At 59.2% G+C, this 19,363-nt stretch carries 16 protein-coding genes and 1 pseudogene; 10 read left to right on the top strand and 7 right to left on the bottom strand.

All coding sequences use genetic code 11. From position 1 onward, the window contains the following. Both WG29040_RS23860 and WG29040_RS23855 read left to right on the top strand, forming a co-directional pair. A pseudogene (locus WG29040_RS23860) lies at positions 1-127 on the top strand (electron transfer flavoprotein subunit beta/FixA family protein); the annotation flags it as partial. A 2-nt stretch (positions 128-129) separates the two neighbouring features. Next, positions 130-1,086 carry an electron transfer flavoprotein subunit alpha/FixB family protein gene (locus WG29040_RS23855; protein WP_127197067.1) on the top strand — a complete coding sequence of 319 codons (957 nt, stop codon included), beginning with the start codon at positions 130-132 and terminating at the stop codon, positions 1,084-1,086. A gap of 78 nt (positions 1,087-1,164) precedes the next feature. Here the strand turns inward: WG29040_RS23855 and mgtE are convergent, their stop codons facing one another. Then, positions 1,165-2,550, bottom strand: coding sequence for a magnesium transporter (gene mgtE / locus WG29040_RS23850; RefSeq protein WP_127197066.1), 1,386 nt, complete (start codon positions 2,548-2,550; stop codon positions 1,165-1,167). A gap of 1,164 nt (positions 2,551-3,714) precedes the next feature. Beyond that, positions 3,715-4,044: a hypothetical protein gene (locus WG29040_RS23845; RefSeq protein WP_003445056.1), complete on the bottom strand. Its 330-nt coding sequence runs from the start codon at positions 4,042-4,044 to the stop codon at positions 3,715-3,717. Positions 4,045-4,649: 605 nt separating this feature from the next. Between WG29040_RS23845 and selD the strand changes: the two genes are divergently transcribed. The 7 genes from selD (at position 4,650) to WG29040_RS23810 (ending at position 12,489) form a co-directional block, all read left to right on the top strand. Next, on the top strand, positions 4,650-5,684 hold the full coding sequence (gene selD / locus WG29040_RS23840; protein ID WP_003445053.1) for a selenide, water dikinase SelD: 1,035 nt from the start codon (positions 4,650-4,652) through the stop codon (positions 5,682-5,684). Further along, entirely contained in the window at positions 5,684-6,769 is a 1,086-nt protein-coding gene (gene mnmH / locus WG29040_RS23835; RefSeq protein WP_127197065.1) for a tRNA 2-selenouridine(34) synthase MnmH, read from the top strand. The genes selD and mnmH overlap by 1 nt, the downstream gene beginning before the upstream one ends. 129 nt (positions 6,770-6,898) lie before the next feature. Continuing rightward, the gene (locus WG29040_RS23830; RefSeq protein WP_003445050.1) at positions 6,899-8,563 is read left to right on the top strand and encodes an AMP-binding protein; all 1,665 of its coding nucleotides are present in this window, start codon (positions 6,899-6,901) and stop codon (positions 8,561-8,563) included. Positions 8,564-8,590: 27 nt separating this feature from the next. Further along, positions 8,591-9,358, top strand: a complete 768-nt coding sequence (locus WG29040_RS23825) for an SDR family NAD(P)-dependent oxidoreductase (RefSeq protein WP_003445049.1) — start codon at positions 8,591-8,593, stop codon at positions 9,356-9,358. A gap of 10 nt (positions 9,359-9,368) precedes the next feature. Continuing rightward, positions 9,369-10,562 carry an acetyl-CoA C-acyltransferase gene (locus tag WG29040_RS23820; RefSeq protein WP_127197064.1) on the top strand — a complete coding sequence of 398 codons (1,194 nt, stop codon included), beginning with the start codon at positions 9,369-9,371 and terminating at the stop codon, positions 10,560-10,562. Positions 10,563-10,571: 9 nt separating this feature from the next. Then, positions 10,572-11,699 carry an acyl-CoA dehydrogenase gene (locus WG29040_RS23815; protein ID WP_003445047.1) on the top strand — a complete coding sequence of 376 codons (1,128 nt, stop codon included), beginning with the start codon at positions 10,572-10,574 and terminating at the stop codon, positions 11,697-11,699. Positions 11,700-11,715: 16 nt separating this feature from the next. Continuing rightward, entirely contained in the window at positions 11,716-12,489 is a 774-nt protein-coding gene (locus tag WG29040_RS23810; RefSeq protein ID WP_003445046.1) for an enoyl-CoA hydratase, read from the top strand. A 669-nt stretch (positions 12,490-13,158) separates the two neighbouring features. Here the strand turns inward: WG29040_RS23810 and WG29040_RS23805 are convergent. The 5 genes from WG29040_RS23805 to WG29040_RS23785 form a co-directional block, all read right to left on the bottom strand. Further along, positions 13,159-14,310 (bottom strand): acyl-CoA dehydrogenase family protein, encoded by a 1,152-nt coding sequence (locus tag WG29040_RS23805; protein WP_127197063.1) that lies wholly within the window; start codon positions 14,308-14,310, stop codon positions 13,159-13,161. A gap of 3 nt (positions 14,311-14,313) precedes the next feature. Continuing rightward, on the bottom strand, positions 14,314-15,420 hold the full coding sequence (locus tag WG29040_RS23800; RefSeq protein WP_127197062.1) for an enoyl-CoA hydratase/isomerase family protein: 1,107 nt from the start codon (positions 15,418-15,420) through the stop codon (positions 14,314-14,316). A gap of 147 nt (positions 15,421-15,567) precedes the next feature. After that, positions 15,568-16,338 carry a 3-hydroxybutyrate dehydrogenase gene (hbdH, locus tag WG29040_RS23795; RefSeq protein ID WP_003445036.1) on the bottom strand — a complete coding sequence of 257 codons (771 nt, stop codon included), beginning with the start codon at positions 16,336-16,338 and terminating at the stop codon, positions 15,568-15,570. Between the two features lie 194 nt (positions 16,339-16,532). After that, the gene (locus WG29040_RS23790) at positions 16,533-16,814 is read right to left on the bottom strand and encodes a peptidylprolyl isomerase (RefSeq protein WP_003445034.1); all 282 of its coding nucleotides are present in this window, start codon (positions 16,812-16,814) and stop codon (positions 16,533-16,535) included. 103 nt (positions 16,815-16,917) lie between these two features. Next, the gene (locus WG29040_RS23785) at positions 16,918-18,003 is read right to left on the bottom strand and encodes a 3-deoxy-7-phosphoheptulonate synthase (RefSeq protein WP_127197061.1); all 1,086 of its coding nucleotides are present in this window, start codon (positions 18,001-18,003) and stop codon (positions 16,918-16,920) included. Between the two features lie 721 nt (positions 18,004-18,724). Here WG29040_RS23785 and uvrY point away from each other — a divergent pair. Then, positions 18,725-19,363 carry a UvrY/SirA/GacA family response regulator transcription factor gene (gene uvrY / locus WG29040_RS23780; protein ID WP_003445030.1) on the top strand — a complete coding sequence of 213 codons (639 nt, stop codon included), beginning with the start codon at positions 18,725-18,727 and terminating at the stop codon, positions 19,361-19,363.

The raw sequence follows: 19,363 nt of genomic DNA, 5'->3' as shown, positions 1-19,363 counted from the left end.
CGTTTCGACCGCTTCGACCAACAAGACCCTGAAAGTTGAAGCGCCGGCGGCACGCAGCGCCGGCATCAAGGTCAAGTCGGTGGCTGAACTGGTCGAGAAACTGAAAAACGAAGCGAAGGTAATCTAAAGATGACTATCCTGGTAATCGCCGACTTTTTAGAAGGAAAGGATGGCAAGGCGCTGGCTCCGGCCACGCTGAACACCGTAGCCGCTGCCGCAAAAATCGGTGGCGAGATCAACGTTCTGGTTGCAGGCCAGGGCATTGGTGCTGTGGCTGAAGCTGCTGCGCAAATTGCCGGTGTGGCTAAAGTGCTGGTGGCTGACAACGCGGCTTACGCCCATCAGTTGCCGGAAAACCTTGCTCCGCTGGTAGCCGCTCTTGTACAAGGAGCGGGGGCTGCGGGCTACAGTCACGTCCTGGCTGGCGCTACTTCCAACGGTAAAAACATCCTGCCGCGTGTTGCTGCGCAGCTGGACGTTGACCAGATCTCCGAGATCATCTCGGTTGTAAGCGCTGACACCTTCACCCGTCCGATCTATGCCGGTAACGCCATTGCCACCGTGCAGTCCACTGCGCCAGTCAAGGTGATCACCGTGCGTGCCACCGGTTTCGACCCGGTTGCTGCCCAGGGTGGTTCGGCAGCCGTTGAAGCGGTGGCAGCAGTGCACGATGCAGGCATTTCCTCGTTCGTTGGTGAAGAGCTTGCCAAGTCGGATCGTCCGGAGCTGACAGCTGCCAAAATCGTCGTTTCCGGCGGTCGCGGCATGCAGAACGGCGATAACTTCAAATACCTGTATGCACTGGCCGACAAGCTGGGTGCAGGTGTCGGCGCCTCCCGTGCGGCGGTTGATGCCGGTTTTGTAGCGAACGACATGCAGGTCGGCCAGACCGGCAAAATCGTTGCGCCACAGCTGTACATCGCGGTCGGTATCTCCGGCGCGATCCAGCATCTGGCCGGTATGAAAGACTCCAAAGTGATCGTTGCGATCAACAAGGACGAAGAAGCGCCGATCTTCCAGGTGGCCGATTACGGCCTGGTTGCGGACCTGTTCGAAGCCGTTCCCGAGCTGCAATCTGCGGTCTGAACTGCCCCATGTAAAAGGCCCTCCTGAGCAGGAGGGCCGAAAGGGCTAAAGCGCAATGCTGCGGGGGTGTTGCGCAACTCAGGCGGTTGTTTGAGTCAGCAGGTCACCGAGGAAGGCATAGGCAAATCCGAAGTAAATGAATACACCCACCAGGTCCATCACTGAGGTGATCAGCGGTGAACTCAGGGTGGCCGGGTCGGTACCGATCCGGCGGGCCAGGAAGGGCAGCAGTGCACCGATTATTCCGCCCAGTGTGGTGCACACCAGCATGCTCAGACCCACCACCATGAGGATGTCGAAACCTACACCCTTGCTGAAGTGCGCCAGAACGATTTCCAGAACCGCGATGGCAATACCCAGTGCAGCCGCCACTGGCAGTTCGCGCTTGAGAATGAACCACACGTCACGCCAGCGCAGTTTCAGTTCACCCAGCGCCATGGAGCGGATCACCAGGGTCGCAGACTGGCTTCCGGTATTGCCGCCCATGTCGACAATGGGGGCGATAAAGGCGGCCAGGATGATTGCCTGGGACAGGATTTCCTCTTGGGCTGCCACGAAGTTGCTGGTGATGATGCCGAAGAAGGTCAAGATCGCCAGCCAGAAGACCCGCACGCCGAACATTTTCTTGAAAGGCGAGTTGCGCACATCCAGATCAGGCCCGCCCAGTGAAGCTGTACCCCCGAACCGCGCCAGCTGGGTAGCATCCTGTTCTTTTTCGATATCCATGGCGTCGTCGACGGTGACTATGCCGATCATGCGTTTGTCTGCATTGATCACCGGCAGTGCCAGCAGGTCATAGCGGCGAATGAGTTCGACAGCGGCTTCCAGCGGCTGCTGGGCCTGGGCAAGTACCGGTTCGTGCTTCATCAAATCACTGATCCGGGTGGCCGGGGTGGCCAGTACCAGATCGCGCAGGGCAACTGTACCCAGTAGACGCCGCTCAGTGTCGAGCACGAAAAGCACATCAAGGGTCTCTTTGTCCGGAGCCATCGCGCGCAGGGATGCGATGGCTTGTTCGACGTTCATTTCAACAGCCAGTGCGGCGTAGTCGGAGGACATGGCGGAGCCAACGGTGCCCTCCGGATAGGCTGCCAGCTTAAGGATGTCATCACGTTCGCTCTTGGTCAGTTCCGGCAGCAGTTTCTGCCGGGCATCTTTGCTCAAGCGGTTGAATATGTCGGCCCGGTCATCCGAAGGGAGCTGCTCGAACAGAGCAACCACTTCATCTGCCGGCATTGCTTGCAGGAGCAAGTCCTGGCGGGCCGCCGGGAAGTAAGCAAAAAGCGTTGCGCGTTGTTCGGCGCTCAAAAGCAGGAGCAAGCTGGCGGTCTGGACCGTATCGCAATGATCCAGTGCATCGATCACGTCGATGGCAGGGGTGGTGCTGACGATCTGGGCAAATACCTTGGCATCAAGTGAGCGAGCGAGGGTGCGGACAGAAAACAGCAGATCTTCGCGGTTCATTATTTTTCTCCCGCGGTGTGGGACTGGACGGTGTGACGTGCATGGGAGCGGATCAGTGGGCGTGCTGAGCGCTGCAAATTACTCAGGCAGGCAGAGGAAAAGCTCAAAGGCATGACTTTCTCCTGGCTGGCTGCCCATGCAGAGGGGCCCGGGTGAAATCAAGGCGCGCCTCTGGCATGGAGCCAGACAATTGGACTGGAAATAAAAATGGCTATGGGTGGCGTTGATCTATCGGGGTCGGGGTCCATGAGACACCTCCATGGTTCACTGATGCGCTGAACGTACTAAGCACTGGTCAGTGGGGGACAAGCAGGGGCGAACACGCCGCAGGCTGATCCTGAGTCGATGAAAAAGGCCTTGCTGGTACTGTCGGCCGATAACCTGTGCGGCAGGGATCGGCATGACCTGGGCGCTGAAAATTGCGCGCAGTATCCGCGGCATTGCAACCCGGTCGGAGTTGTAATGCCGGAAACAGTTGGAGTTGGCTAAAAGTGCGTAGTCTGGTTGCCCAGCGCTATAAGAAGCCGTATCTCGATCTTGGCGAGAAACGGCAGAAGAAAGGCTGCGCGTTATCTCGCTGAGATTTTACCGATTGTTTTAACTGGTCGGTCACTGTCGCTCGAACAAGTACCCACAAAGGTCTCCGCTATTAATAAGGCGCCGAGATAATAAACAGGAAAAGATAAAACTGTAAATTGGAAAGTTGTTGGCGGCAGAGTGTGTATTTGCCGATTTCCCCCGTCGCTCATGGCTGCAGGGCACGGGTTATAGGCGTGTGCTGGAGATGGGCGGGTATGGGGTAAAATGTAAGTGTATTTTTCTGGTGACAACTGTCTTATCCAGACAGCATATAGACAGTATTCGAATGGCAAGCTGCCGGTTATTAATGGCTGAGAGAAAGTTGGGGCCGAGTTGCGGGTTTAACTATCAAGTAGGCGGCACTGGAGTGATATGACTTCAGGTCTTTGTAGAGCAGGAAGTATGAGGGGGGTGATAGTTTGTTGCTGGTTTTAAGTCGTACATCTATTTGTCATAGTTGCGTGGTAGTGCATCGCCGGCTTGTGCAGATGTTTTGAAACAAGAAGGGCTGAGTTCCGTACGGAACTCAGCCCTTGGGCTCGGGTGTAGAACTGTTCCACCCGGGTTTTGCATTACCGAAGGTTATCAGCTGTAGCTGTTAACTTTGACCAGTACCGGCTCGGTTTGAGCCTTTTCCCAGGTCAGGGTCAGGGTTTGCAGTACGCGCGCCATGTAGTCGGTATCGGCAGCGGCCTTCTTGCCCACGTAGCCCTGGCCACGGCGGTACATCTTGAGATGGGCGCGCATTTGTGGGCGGTCCTTCTCGAATGCGGTTTCTTCCTTGCAGGCAGCGACCGGGTCGATGCGAACATCACCAGCTTCGCTGATCCACAGGATGTGGTCGTTCAACGTGTCTTTCTGGGCGGCGAAGAGTCGAGCCAGCTCATTAACAGTCGGTTGATTATTCAGGTTCATAGCTAACTCCTTGACCACTCGTTGATCTGTCTAATTGATTCGCGCAACTGCACCTGCAGCGCTACGTAGTGTCTATCTAAAGCAGATCCGGCCTTGAGTCAGTCCTGTGTAGTGGATATCTCAAGCACTACACAAACAGCGTACAGCGAGGGAGAGCAGCGTGAACCAGGATGCAAGGGTGACATGACACATCAGCCACAAGCGTCTTGAGGACGTTTCGCTAGCAACTCACGCCCTGAACGTGGACGATCAAGCCAGGTCAGCTTCATCAATTCTGCCTTGTGGGCAGTACCTATCCCGGAACAGCTCGACAGCTCGTCGAACATGCTTACAACAACCCTTTCCAGCGCTTCCGGTGGGGAAGACGTCTGCATAATGCTGGGGGAAAAGTGAGTCGTCAATACATATGTAGTGATTATTTTCAGGCACTACATATGTGACTCGGCAGTCTGTTTTCTGCATGCCGGTCATCGTCCGGGGCGGGGCGAATTGCCCGGGAGCGGGCCTGTCTGGCGATGATTGCACCCTGTGCTGCCTGATATAGCGGCTCCTGCCTGTACCCGCTCTGCTAGTATCTGGCGCTTTGACAACGACTAGAGGTACCCATGAGCGAGCCGATTCGCCTGACCCAGTACAGCCACGGTGCGGGCTGTGGCTGCAAGATTTCGCCTCAGGTACTGGAAGTGATCCTTGCCGGCAGCGGGGCGCAGAACCTCGACCCCAAACTCTGGGTAGGCAATGCGTCCCGCGACGATGCAGCTGTTTATGCCCTGGATGAGGAGCGCGGTGTGGTTTCAACCACCGATTTCTTCATGCCAATTGTTGATGATCCCTATGATTTCGGGCGGATTGCGGCCACCAATGCCATCAGTGACATCTACGCGATGGGCGGTGATCCGTTGATGGCGATTGCGATTTTGGGCTGGCCGGTTCATTTGTTGCCGCCGGAAGTGGCCCGTGAAGTGATTCGCGGCGGCCGTGCGGTCTGTGACGAAGCGGGCATTCCTCTGGCGGGCGGCCACTCGATTGACACCCCGGAGCCAATTTTCGGTCTGGCGGTGACCGGTGTGGTCAACAAGCGCCATATGAAACGCAACGACACAGCCACCGCAGGTTGCCATTTGTACCTGACCAAACCCCTGGGCATCGGCATCCTTACCACTGCCGAGAAAAAGGGCAAATTGCGCACTGAGGACGTCGGCGTGGCACGGGACTGGATGTGCAGCCTGAACAAAATCGGCAGCCAGTTCGCCAGGCTCGAAGGGGTCACGGCAATGACCGATGTCACCGGTTTTGGCCTGCTCGGGCATTTGGTGGAAATGGCCGACGGCAGTCATCTGACTGCACAGATCAAGTACGCCAAAGTGCCGAAACTGGCCTCGGTCGAGTACTACCTTGAACAGGGTTGCGTGCCCGGCGGCACCTTGCGCAATTTTGACAGTTACGCGAGCAAGCTTGCGCCGTTGCAAGAGCTGCACAAGCTGGTGCTCTGTGATCCGCAAACCAGTGGCGGACTGTTGGTGGCCGTCACTGCGCAGGGTAATCAGGCGTTCATTGAGATGGCTCGCGAGCACGGGCTGGAACTGGAATCGATCGGCCAGCTGGTAGAGCGACAGACGTACGCGGTTGAGGTGTCATGATGGCTCATGACGTAACCGACTTCCGCGAGCTGTTCCTTAATGACCGGCCGATGATGGACACCCGGGCGCCGATCGAATTCAACAAGGGCGCCTTCCCCGGCGTGGTCAACCTGCCGCTGATGACCGACCACGAGCGGGAGCGTGTTGGCACCTGCTACAAGCAACAGGGCCAGCAGGCCGCCGTGGTGCTCGGGCACCAGTTGGTGTCGGGCCAGACCAGGGCCGAGCGTCTTGAGGCCTGGGCCGAGTTTGCCCGCGCCAACCCGGATGGCTGCCTGTATTGCTTTCGGGGCGGCATGCGTTCGCAAATCGTCCTGCAATGGCTCAAGCAGGACGCCGGGATCGACTACCCGCGGGTTACCGGCGGCTATAAGGCATTGCGTACCTTCTTGATCCAGACCGTCGACGACGCTGTGCAACAGTGTGACCTCACCGTACTTGGCGGCATGACCGGCACCGGTAAAACCGACGTGCTGGTGCAGCTCGACAATGCGCTGGACCTCGAAGGGCACGCCAATCACCGGGGTTCAAGCTTCGGCAAACGCGCTACCGGACAGCCTTCGAACATCGACTTTGAAAACCGTCTGGCCATTGATGTGCTGAAAAAGCGCGCCCGGGGCCACGAACGTTTGGTGCTGGAAGATGAAAGCCGCACGGTCGGTAGCTGTGCCTTGCCGTTAGCCCTCTATCAGCGCATGCAAGACGCGCCGATGGTCTGGCTCGAAGACAGTCTGGACAGCCGCGTCGAGCGCATTTTGCGTGACTACGTGGTGCAGCTGTGTGCCGAATTCACCGCCAAAAACGGTGAGCACGGCTTCACCCTGTTTTCACAACGCTTGCTGGAAAGCCTGTCCAATATTCAGCGACGTCTGGGCGGCGAACGTCATCAGCGTTTGCAGGCGGTGATGCAAGCGGCGCTCAAAGAACAGGCGAGTTGCGGGGCGGTTGATCTGCACCGGGTCTGGATCGAGGCTTTGCTGCGCGAATATTACGACCCGATGTATAGCTTTCAGCGGGAGAAAAAAGGTTCGCGCATTGTCTTTGCCGGCGATCAGGCGGCCGTGCTGGAGTACCTGCGAAGCTAGTTGCGCATTGGCCAAACCAGTCACTCAGCTTGAGCGGTTTGACTATTGTTGCAGAGCCCTCCCGAGGCGATCATCAGCAGGATTTTTCACGGTTCCCATCCTAAAAATAAAGACCGAGGGATTCTGCTGATGCGCGACTATCTGACCACGATGGCTGACTTTGATTACCAGCGAACGGTGACTGGAGCACTGGACGGTCATCTGGCAGCACTCAATGCCTGCGTCGAATGCTGCGACCGCCATGCCCTGCCGGGCCGTATTGCGTTGTTCTGGGAAGGGCGCGATGCCACCAGCGCGACCTACACCTTCAGCCGGTTACAGGAACAGGCAGCACGCTTTGCCAATTTCCTGCTGGCTCAAGGGGTCCGGCGCGGCGACAAAGTGGCAGGCTTGCTGCCACGCAATGTCGAGCTGCTGGTGGTGGCCTTCGCCGCCTGGCGTATCGGCGCCATCTACCAGCCCCTGTTTACCGCGTTCGGTCCCAAGGCCATCGAGCACCGTATCAACAGTTCGGGGGCGGCGCTGGTGGTCACCGATGCGGCTAACCGTTACAAACTCGATGAGGTCAATGCTTGCCCGCCGATTGTCACGGTGGCCGGTGCCAAGGGGCAGGGCCTGGTTCGCGGTGATTTCAGTTTCTGGGCCGAGCTGGACAACTACCCGCCGGTCTGTGAACCGGTGATGCTGACCGGCGAAGATCCGTTTTTGCTGATGTTCACCTCGGGCACTACCGGGCCGGCCAAGCCGCTTCTGGTTCCGCTCAAGGCAATTGTCGCGTTCCAGAGCTATACCCGCGATGCGGTGGATTTACGCCCCGAGGATTCATTCTGGAACCTGGCCGATCCGGGCTGGGCCTACGGCATTTATTTCGGAATTGCCGGGCCGCTGTCGATGGGCCATCCCATCACCTTCTACGATGGTCCGTTCACGGTTGAAAGCACCTGTCGGGTGATCACCAAGTACGGCATCACCAACCTCACCGGTTCGCCTACGGCTTACCGCATGCTGATTGCCGCCGGGAGTGCGTTCTCAAGCAAGGTCAAAGGCCAGTTGCGTGCCGTGAGCAGCGCCGGTGAACCGCTGAACCCGGAAGTCATTCGCTGGTTCGCCGATGAGCTCAACGTCACCATCCACGATCACTACGGCCAGACCGAACTCGGCATGGTGCTGTGTAATCACCACGGCCTGGATCATCCCGTGCATCTGGGTGCTGCCGGCTTCGCCTCGCCGGGCCACCGGATTGTGGTGCTCGATGACAATCATCAGGAGCTGCCGGTGGGCCAGCCGGGGATTTTGGCCGTGGACCGCAGCCAGTCGCCGATGTGCTGGTTCGCCGGCTATCAGGGCTTCAACACCAAGGCTTTTGTCGGCAATTACTACTTGAGCGGCGACACCGTGGAGTTGAACCCGGACGGCAGCATCAGCTTTGTCGGACGCAGCGATGATGTGATCACCACTTCCGGTTATCGGGTCGGACCTTTCGATGTTGAAAGTGCCCTGATCGAGCATCCCGCAGTGATCGAAGCCGCCGTGGTGGGCAAGCCGGACCCCGAGCGTACCGAGCTGGTCAAAGCCTTTGTCGTACTCGGCCCGCAGTACCTGGGCGATGCGCAACTGGCTGAAGCCCTGCGTTTGCATGTGCGTCAGCGTCTGTCGGCCCATGCCTATCCCCGCGAAATCGAGTTCGTCAGCGAATTACCCAAAACCCCGAGCGGCAAATTGCAGCGTTTTATTTTGCGCAATCAGGAAATCGCCAAGGCCGAACTGGCCGCAAGCGCCAAAGTCACGGCTTGACCGTCAGGCAAAATTTCAGGACATATCATGCAAATCGAGAACAAGGTTTTTATCGTCACCGGCGGTGCCTCGGGACTGGGGGCTGCAACGGCCGAGATGCTGGTCCAGGCCGGCGCCAGGGTCATGCTGGTGGACATGAACGCCGACGCCGTGGCCGCACAAGCCACCAGGCTTGGCAGCCAGGCCCGCAGCGCGGTAGCGGATATCAGCCAGGAAGGCGCGGCGCAGGCGGCCGTTGAGGCCACGCTAGCGGCCTTCGGCGCCGTCAACGGGCTGGTCAATTGCGCGGGGATCGTGCGCGGCGAAAAAATCCTCGGCAAAAATGGTCCCCATGCCCTTGAAAGCTTCAGCCAGGTGATCAACGTCAACTTGATCGGCAGCTTCAACATGCTGCGCCTGGCCGCCGAGGCGATTGCGCAAGCCACTGCCGATGCAGAGGGTGAGCGCGGGGTGATCATCAATACTGCCTCGGCTGCCGCCTTTGACGGTCAGATCGGCCAGGCGGCCTATGCCGCTTCCAAAGGTGCAATCGCCAGTCTGACCCTGCCTGCGGCGCGTGAATTGGCGCGTTTCGGGATTCGGGTGATGACCATCGCCCCGGGCATTTTTGAAACGCCGATGATGGCCGGCATGACCCCGCAGGTGCGTGAATCGCTGGCCGCCGGCGTGCCGTTCCCTGCGCGCCTGGGCAAACCTGCCGAGTACGCTGCGCTGGTGCGGCACATCATTGAAAACAGCATGCTCAATGGCGAGGTGATCCGTCTCGACGGTGCCTTGCGCATGGCCGCCAAATAAGAGGTATGAAATGACAATTGCCAATGATCCGGTAGTGATTGTGAGTGTGGCGCGTACGCCCATGGGTGGTTTTCAGGGCGACTTCAAAGGCCTGACTGCACCGCAACTGGGCGCTGCTGCCATACGTGCCGCGGTCGAGCGCGCCGGCGTAGCACCCGATGGCGTGGAAGAAGTGCTGTTCGGTTGCGTACTGTCGGCCGGTCTCGGTCAGGCCCCTGCCCGACAAGCCGCCCTGGGGGCAGGGCTGGACAAGGGGACGCGCTGCACCACCCTCAACAAGATGTGCGGCTCGGGTATGGAGGCCGCCATTTTGGCCCACGACCGGCTGCTGGCCGGCAGTGTCGATGTGGTGGTGGCCGGGGGCATGGAAAGCATGTCCAACGCCCCCTATTTGCTCGACCGTGCCCGCAGCGGTTACCGCATGGGGCATGGCCGGGTACTGGACCACATGTTCCTCGACGGCCTGGAAGACGCTTACGAGCGAGGACGTCTGATGGGCACTTTTGCCGAAGATTGTGCCCAGGCCCACGGCTTCACCCGTGAAGCCCAGGACGCCTTTGCCGTGGCTTCGCTGACCCGTGCCCAGCAAGCGATCAAGGACGGCAGCTTCAGCGCCGAGATCGTGCCGGTGCAGGTGACTGTCGGCAAAGCGCAGCACCTGATCAGTGATGACGAGCAGCCGCCCAAAGCCAATCTGGCAAAAATCCCGAGCCTCAAACCGGCTTTTCGCGAAGGCGGAACGGTGACGGCAGCCAACTCCAGTTCGATTTCCGACGGCGCGGCGGCCCTGGTGTTGATGCGCAGCTCGCAAGCGCAAAAACGCGGCCTCAAACCATTGGCGGTCATCCACGGCCATGCGGCCTTTGCCGATGAGCCCGGGCTATTTCCGACGGCGCCCGTGGGGGCGATCAAGCGGCTGATGAGCAAGACCGGCTGGACCCTGGATACAGTCGACCTGTTCGAAATCAACGAAGCCTTTGCAGTGGTCAGTCTGGTCACCATGGACGAGCTGGCTATCCCCCACAGCAAGGTCAATGTCTACGGTGGCGCCTGTGCCCTGGGCCATCCGATTGGCGCCTCGGGCGCGCGGATTCTGGTGACTCTGATTTCGGCCTTGCGCCAGCACAAGCTCAAGCGCGGCGTAGCAGCGATCTGCATCGGCGGCGGTGAAGCCACGGCAATTGCCGTGGAATGTCTGGATTAAGGAACTCGTATGCTTGCCACATCAGAACAATTACAGATTCGCGACGCGGCGCAGCAGTTTGCCCAGGAGCGTTTGAAGCCCTTTGCAGCCGAGTGGGACAAGCAGCATCGCTTCCCGCGCGAAGCCATCAACGAGATGGCCGGGCTGGGTTTTTTCGGCATGCTGGTGCCCGAAGAGTGGGGCGGCTGTGACACCGGCTACCAGGCTTACGCCATGGCCCTTGAAGAAATTGCCGCTGGCGATGGTTCCTGTTCGACCATCATGAGCGTGCACAACTCGGTGGGGTGTGTGCCTATCCTCAAGTACGGCACCGAGCAGCAGAAACGCGAGTTCCTCATCCCGCTGGCCAGTGGTGCAATGCTGGGCGCCTTTGCCCTGACCGAGCCACAAGCCGGCTCAGATGCCAGCGACCTGAAAACCCGGGCTCGCCGCGAAGGCGACTACTACGTGCTCAATGGCTGCAAGCAGTTCATCACCTCGGGGCAAAATGCCGGCGTGGTGATAGTGTTTGCCGTCACCGATCCTGCGGCGGGCAAGCGCGGGATTACGGCCTTTATCGTGCCCACAGATGCGCCGGGCTACAGCGTGGCGCGGGTTGAAGACAAGCTGGGGCAGCATGCCTCGGACACCTGCCAGATCCTGTTTACTGACCTGAAAATTCCGCTCGCCAACCGCTTGGGCGAAGAAGGGCAGGGCTACAAGATTGCCCTGGGCAACCTGGAAGGCGGTCGCATCGGCATTGCCTCACAGGCGGTGGGCATGGCTCGCGCAGCCTTTGAGGCCGCCCGTGATTATGCCCGCGAGCGCGTGACGTTCGGTCAGCCGCTGATTGAGCATCAGGCGGTAGCGTTTCGCCTGGCCGACATGTCCACCGAAATCGCCGTCGCCCGGCAAATGGTGCGCTACGCCGCTGCCCTGCGGGACAGCGGGCAATCGGCGCTGGTCGAGGCCTCCCAGGCCAAGCTGTTCGCCTCGGAAATGGCCGAGCGCGTCTGTTCCCGGGCGTTGCAAACCCTGGGCGGTTATGGCTACCTGAACGACTTCCCGCTGGAGCGGATCTATCGCGATGTGCGGGTATGCCAGATCTACGAAGGCACCAGCGATATCCAGCGCATGGTTATTGCGCGCAATCTTTGAATTGAGGACTTGATCGATGAGCTACGAAACCATTCTGCTGGACATCCACGACCATGTTGGCCTGATCACCCTGAACCGGCCGCAGGCGCTGAACGCCCTGAATGCGCAACTGATCAGTGAAGTGAACCATGCGCTGGACCAGCTGGAAGCCGACAACAGCATTGGCTGCATCGTTATCACCGGTTCGAAAAAATCCTTTGCTGCGGGCGCAGATATCAAGGAAATGGCCGACCTGACTTACCCGCAAATCTATCTGGAAGACCTGTTTTGCGACAGTGACCGAGTGGCTACCCGGCGCAAGCCGATCATTGCCGCGGTGGCTGGTTTTGCCTTGGGCGGCGGCTGCGAACTGGCGATGATGTGCGACTTTATCCTGGCTGGCGATAACGCCAAATTCGGCCAGCCGGAAATCAATCTCGGGGTGCTGCCGGGTATGGGTGGAACCCAGCGCCTGACCCGCGCAGTGGGTAAGGCCAAGGCGATGGACATGTGCCTCAGCGGTCGCTTCATGGGCGCTGAAGAAGCCGAGCGTTCAGGGTTGGTCTCCCGTGTGGTACCGGTTGATGAGTTGCTGGAAGAAGCCTTGAAAGTCGCCGCGACCATTGCCAGCAAATCGTTGCCGGTGCTGATGCTGACCAAGGAAAGCGTCAATCGCGCGTTTGAAGTCAGCTTGACGGAAGGCGTGCGCTTTGAGCGCCGGGTATTCCACTCCCTGTTCGCGACCCAAGACCAGAAAGAAGGCATGGCCGCATTCGTAGGCAAGCGCGCAGCACAGTTCAAAAATCAGTAACCCCCCCTGTAAGAGCGAGCAAGCTCGCTCCTACAGGTTTGTTGCCAGATCAGACATTTCTTCAGGTCCCGGGCAATCACCATGCGCTGAGTGAATCCGGCTGACTGGCACGCCGCGGTAAGCACCAAACCTCTGTAGGAGCGAGCTTGCTCGCGAGCTTTAGAGGCTCGCGAGGCAAGCTCGCTCCTACAGATTTGTAGTCAAATCAGACGTTTCTTCAGCCCCCGGGCAATCACCATGCGCTGAGTGAATCCGGCTGATTGGCACGCCGCGGTAAGCACCAATCCTCTGTAGGAGCGAGCTTGCTCGCGAGCTTTAGAGGCTCGCGAGGCAAGCTCGCTCCTACAGGTTTGTTGTCAAATCAGACGTTTCTTCAGCCCCCGGGCAATCACCATGCGCGGAGTGAGTCCGGCTAACTGGCACGCCGCGGCAAGCACCAAACCTCTGTAGGAGCGAGCTTGCCTCGCGAGCTTTAGAGGCTCGCGAGCAAGCTCGCTCCTGCAGGTTTGTTGTCAGATCAGATAGTTCTTCAGCTCCCGGGTAATCACCATGCGCGGAGTGAGTCCGGCTAACTGGCACGCCGTGGCAAGCACCAATCCTCTGTAGGAGCGAGCTTGCCTCGCGAGCGTTAGAGGCTCGCGAGGCAAGCTCGCTCCTACAGGTTTGTTGTCAGATCAGATAGTTCTTCAGCTCCCGGGCAATCACCATGCGTTGGATTTCACTCGATCCTTCATAGATCTGGGTGATTCGCGCGTCGCGGTAGTAACGCTCCACCGGATAATCTTCAAGGTAGCCATAGCCGCCATGGATCTGTATGGCTTTGGAACACACAAACTCAGCTATTTCCGAGGCAAACAACTTGGCTTGCGAGGCTTCCGACAAGCACGGTTTGCCCGCGCTGCGCAGTCGGGCTGCATGCAGGATCAGCAACCGTGCTGCATTGAGCCGGGTTTGCATGTCCGCCAGCATGTTGGCCACACTCTGGTGCTCGATGATCGCTTTGTCGAACTGCACCCGGTCACGGGCATACCCCAGCGCCGCTTCAAAAGCGGCACGGGCGATCCCCAGGGCTTGAGCGGCAATCCCTATGCGGCCGCCTTCAAGGTTGGACAGGGCAATCGCCAGGCCTTTGCCGCGCTCACCCAGCAAGCTGGCTTCAGGGACCGTACAGTTGCTCAGGGTGACAGCGCAGGTGTCCGAGGCGCGAATGCCCATTTTGTGTTCGGTGCGGTCAACGATAAAACCCGGGGTGTCGGTGGGCACCAGAAATGCCGAAAGGCCTTTTTTGCCCAACTGCGGATCAGTCACAGCAAACACAATCGCCAGCTTGGCGCGCTTGCCATTGCTGACGAACTGCTTGGCGCCGTTGATCACCCACTGACCGTCACGCAACTCGGCGCGGGTGCGCAGGTTGTGCGCTTCCGATCCGGCCTGGGGTTCGGTCAGGCAAAAACAGCCAATGGCCTGGCCGCTTGCCAGGTCCGCCAGCCAGGTTTCTTTCTGTGCCTGGCTGCCATATTTGAGGATGGGGCCGCAGCCGACCGAGTTATGGATACTCATCAGTGCGCCGGTGGCGCCATCGCCGGCGGAAATCTCTTCCACGGCCAGGGCGTAGGCCACGTAATCGACATAGGTACCGCCCCATTCTTCGGGTACCACCATGCCCAGCAGGCCCAACTCGCCCATTTTCGACACCAGTGCGTCGTCGATCCAGCCGGCCTTTTCCCAGGCCTGGGCATGGGGGGCGATTTCGCGGCGGGCAAAGTCGCGAGCCATGTCGCGGATCATGACCTGCTCTTCAGTCAGTTCGAGGTCTTGCATGGCTCAGACTCCGTGCTGTTTGAAGTGGGTGAAGAAGCTGGCGACATGGGCCGGATCGAGCTCGTCGAGGGTGGCCGGGTTCCAGTGCGGGGTTTTGTCTTTGTCGATAATCAGCGCTCGCACGCCTTCGATCAGGTCGCCGCGATCAAACCACTGACGGTCAAGATGCAGTTCAAGGGCGAAGCATTGTTCCAGCTTGAGTTCGCGGCCGTGGCGCAGCATTTGCAGGGTCACAGCCATGCCTAAAGGCGAGCGTGTCTGCAGCAGGTCGGCGGTTTCAAGCGCCCACTCGCGGCTTTCGGCAGCTGTTGTCGCGCGCAGTGCGGCGACGATGGCGGGCACGCTGTCGAGGGCGAAAACCTGATCAATCAAGGGGCGGAATTTGGCCAGCGGAGCATCAGGCAAGTTGGGCACGGCGAAAGTGGCCAGTAGCGCCTTAAGGTCTTCAAGGGGGTTTTGCTGCCATTGCAGGGTGTCGAGGCTTTGATCCAGTTCAGGCAGTCGGGCACTTTCGGTGTAGCAGTCGGCAAGGCCGCAATACAGCGCGTCAGCGGCGCGGATGTGCACGCCGCTGACCCCCAGGTAGGTGCCCAGCTGGCCCGGGGTTCGGGTCAGGAAATAACTGCCGCCCACGTCCGGAAAATAACCGATCGAAACTTCGGGCATTGCCAGTCGACTGCGCTCTGTCACCAGCCGCAGGTCGGCGCCCTGGGCCAGTCCCATGCCGCCACCCAGAACGTAGCCGTCCATCAGCGCGAGCACCGGTTTGGGGTAGTGATGCAGGGTCAGGTCGAGGGCGTACTCTTCTTCGAAAAAGGTTTTGTGCAGGGTGCCACCGCTCTTGTAACTGTCATACAGCGAGCGAATGTCGCCGCCGGCACAGAAGGCTTTTTCGCCTGCTCCGCGCAGCACGACTGCCTTGATCCTTGAGTCCTGGGCCCAGGCATCGAGCTGATGTTGCAGGCTGCGCACCATTTCCAGGTCGATTGCGTTGAGGCCGGCGGGGCGGTTCAGGGTCAGGTGGCCAATCTGGTTGCGCACCTGGGCCAGGACCGTGCTTTGAGTCGGCTCGACATCCTGTGTCGGTGAGGATGAAACCTGAGCAGTCATCACTAACTCCCTGCTTTGTCTTGTTATTAGGTGTGTTCGCGGGCGAACGATAGTCGATGCTAACAGTGCAAATTTGCACTGTACAACCCTGATAAGTGCAGGGTTGGTGTGCATTTTTGCATGTCGGGTGTGCAGCAATACGCAGGCTTACTGCGCCAGCCAGCCACCGTCGACATTCCATGCCGCACCGCGCACCTGACTGCCGGCTTCGCTGCACAGGAACAGCACCAGTTCACCCAGTTGCGGCGGGGTGACGAACTCCAGTGAGGGTTGTTTCTCGGCCAGCAGATCGTGCTGCGCCTGGTAGGGGTCGATACCCTGGCTGATACGCTGGTCAATCTGCTTCTGGACCAGCGGGGTCAATACCCAGCCAGGGCAAATTGCGTTGCAGGTGATGTTGCTGGTGGCAGTTTCAAGGCCCACGACTTTGGTCAGGCCGATGACCCCATGTTTGGCGGCCACATAAGCAGCTTTGCCGACCGAGCCCACCAGCCCATGCACCGAGGCAATATTGACGATGCGACCCCAGCCACGTTTGCGCATGCCCGGCAAGGCAAGGCGGGTGCTGTGGAAGACCGCAGACAGGTTGATGGCGATGATCGAGTCCCAGCGCTCCACCGGGAATTCTTCAACGCTGCAGACATGCTGAATGCCGGCGTTATTGACCAGGATGTCGATGCCGCCGAATTCACGTTCGGCGTAGCTGAGCATGTCGGCGATTTGTGCGGGATCACTGACATCTGCCGGATGATGGCCAACCTTGCCGCCGAACTGTTCCATCTCGGCAACGACTTTGCTGGCGTCGCCAAAACCGTTGAGTATCAGGTCGGCTCCAGCTCTGGCCAGACTCTGTGCGATGCCCAGGCCGATGCCGCTGGTGGAGCCGGTAACCAAGGCAGTTTTACCCTTAAGGCTCATGATCAATTCCTCAGGTGAGACACGACGGGTTCGTGAATGAGGAAACGTAGCACGAGGCTTGCAATCGCGGATACGAAACGGCCCGCCAAAGGCGGCAATGCTGTTCATTCAAACCACTGCGATTACAACCGCAGGGTTTACTTATGTGAACTGCATTGCCCCAAAAGGCGGGCCGTTTTCACGCAGGGCCGGGATCAGTCCTGGCGGCTGGTGACTTCCAGCAGGTGGTAGCCGAACTGGGTTTTAACCGGGCCTTGCACCACGTTGATTGGCGCGCTGAATACGACAGTGTCGAATTCCTTGACCATCTGGCCCGGGCCGAACGAGCCCAGATCGCCGCCTTGACGGCTGGACGGGCAAGTGGAGTTAGCTTTTGCGACTTCGGCGAAATCAGCGCCGCCTTCGATTTGTGCTTTCAGTTCGTTGCACTTGTCTTCGCTGGCAACGAGGATGTGACGGGCAGTGGCTTTAGCCATGAGAGAGTACTCCTTTCAAGAAAGTGCTGAGCCTACCGGATTCAGTGGGGTTTTTCCTGGCAAAAGTTCCCGGGGCGGCATTTTTGCTGCCGCCCCGGCTCTCTCAGGCGCTAGCCTTGGCGCAGAGGCGCTGCGCCTGCAGTTGTCCGGCTGCATGGCGCAGCAGTTGTTCGGTCGCATCCCAGCCCAGGCAACCGTCGGTCACGGACACGCCGTAACGCAGGGTTGCGCTCAACGGCTGGCAGCCTTCGAACAGATGGCTTTCGAGCATCATGCCGATCAGCGAGCGGTCGCCTTCCAGGCGCTGGGCAAGTACGTCATTGAACACCTCGGGCTGGCGCAGTGGATTTTTGCTGCTGTTGGCGTGGCTGCAGTCCACCATCAATCGGGCGGGTATGGCATTTTTCTCAAGCCCGGCCCGGGCGCGGGCCACGCTGGTGCGGTCGTAGTTCGGGCCGCTATGGCCGCCGCGCAGCACCAGATGGGTGTCGGGGTTGCCCGGGGTCTGGACGATTGCCGGATGGCCCTGGCTGTCGACCCCGAAGTGACGATGGCCATGGGCGGCAGAGCGCATGGCATCGCTGGCAATCGCCACGCCGCCGTCGGTGCCGTTTTTGAATCCTACGGGCATCGCGAGGCCGCTGGCCATTTCGCGGTGAATTTGCGACTCGGTGGTGCGTGCGCCAATGGCCACCCAGCCCAGCAGGTCGTCGAAGTAACCGGCAGCCATGGGTTGCAGTAGTTCCGTAGCAATTGGCAGGCCCATGCCCAGCATCTCGAGCATCAGTTCGCGGGACAGGGTAAGGCCGTGGGCCATGTCATCACTGCCATCCAGGTGCGGGTCGTAGGCCAGGCCTTTCCAGCCCACAGTGGTGCGAGGTTTTTCGATGTAGGCACGCATCACCAGCAACATGTCGTCGCGCAGATCGTGGGCCAGAGCGGCAAGGTTGCTGGCGTATTCCAGAGCAGAGACCGGGTCATGGATGGAGCAGGGGCCGACCACTATCAGTAAGCGGGAGTCTTCACCGTTCAAGATGGCGCGAATGGCCTGGCGTTGCTGGCTGACCTGACGGCCAAGGGTGTCGCTTAGGGGCAGCTGCTGTTTGAGCTGCGCCGCGCCGGGCAGGCGTCGGGTCAATACGGATGCAGGAGACTGGTGTACCGGCAGAGCAGAAATGGATGCGTTCATGGTGTACGTCCTGGGCAGGCGGCGGATTGTTCCGCGCGCTCGGCCCTACTGGGGTGTTCGACAATTGGCCAGACTGGCTGTGAGTGCATGCGTGCCACCAATGTGGGTCCGTTCGGAGGCGGCTGACTGTCCCGAGCGGCGGCTGATAAATCGCCATGCAGTGCAAAGGTCGAAGCGGTAATAAGTGGCGTAGTTCATGGGGAAGATTCCTTTAATTAATGATTTTCGGGGCCTGAAAAAACAAAACCCCCGGTCGGGAAGCCGACCGGGGGTGAGAATTCTCTGGTAGGCGACCCCTAAGTAGTGGGCGCCGTGTGGGTATCAGGCGCGCCAGTGGCTAAACCAATACCCAAAATAAAATCGTGCAGCGTTCGCGCACACAGATTCGGCCACGCGAGATTCGCCTGTGGTCTTACAAATGTCTGTGGGGGCGTGATGCAACATGTGCTGTCTCCGATAAGTGCTGGGAGCTTACTCGACTCCCCCGGACCTGTTCAATCAAAAAATACTATGGGCCCGAGCTGGCAAAACTATGGGCGCGCGCAGGGGGCAGGGAAGGGGTGGCAACCACAACCGGTCACGTTTGTGTCCTGCAAGGTCACGGCTTTGCGCTTGCTTTGCAGTTTTGCCATGGATCATTGGCTCATGATAGGTAGGTTGGGTTAAGAGTTTTTTGCTAAGGTGTCGGCAATCAACCAAGACCAATTTGCGAGGTGTCGACTTGATTCGGGTTCTAGTGGTCGATGACCATGATCTTGTGCGTACAGGCATCACCAGAATGCTGGCCGATATCGAGGGCCTGCAAGTGGTCGGTCAAGCCGAGTCCGGTGAGGAGTCGCTGATCAAGGCGCGTGAGCTAAAACCGGATGTGGTCTTGATGGATGTCAAAATGCCCGGTATTGGCGGCCTCGAAGCTACCCGCAAAATGATGCGCAGCCACCCTGACATCAAAGTGGTTGCAGTGACTGTGTGCGAAGAGGATCCGTTCCCGACGCGGCTCTTACAGGCTGGGGCTGCCGGGTACATGACCAAGGGTGCCGGTCTCGCAGAAATGGTCCAGGCCATTCGCCTGGTGTTCGCCGGCCAGCGCTATATCAGTCCGCAAGTGGCTCAGCAGCTGGCGCTCAAGTCGTTCCAGCCTGCCAGCGACTCGCCGTTCGATGCCTTGTCCGAGCGAGAAATCCAGATTGCCCTGATGATTGTCGGCTGCCAGAAGGTCCAGGTGATTTCCGACAAACTTTGCCTGTCCCCGAAAACGGTCAACACCTATCGCTATCGGATATTCGAGAAGCTGTCAGTCAAAAGTGATGTGGAACTGGCCTTGCTGGCTGTCCGGCACGGCATGGTAGACGCTGGTTGA

Origin of the sequence: Pseudomonas sp. PAMC 29040 (genome assembly GCF_003994535.1) — a bacterium.
In the GTDB taxonomy this organism is placed as follows: domain Bacteria; phylum Pseudomonadota; class Gammaproteobacteria; order Pseudomonadales; family Pseudomonadaceae; genus Aquipseudomonas; species Aquipseudomonas paraversuta.
The sequence above is the reverse complement of the archived record's forward strand: the minus strand, read 5'-3'. Positions and strand labels throughout refer to the sequence as shown.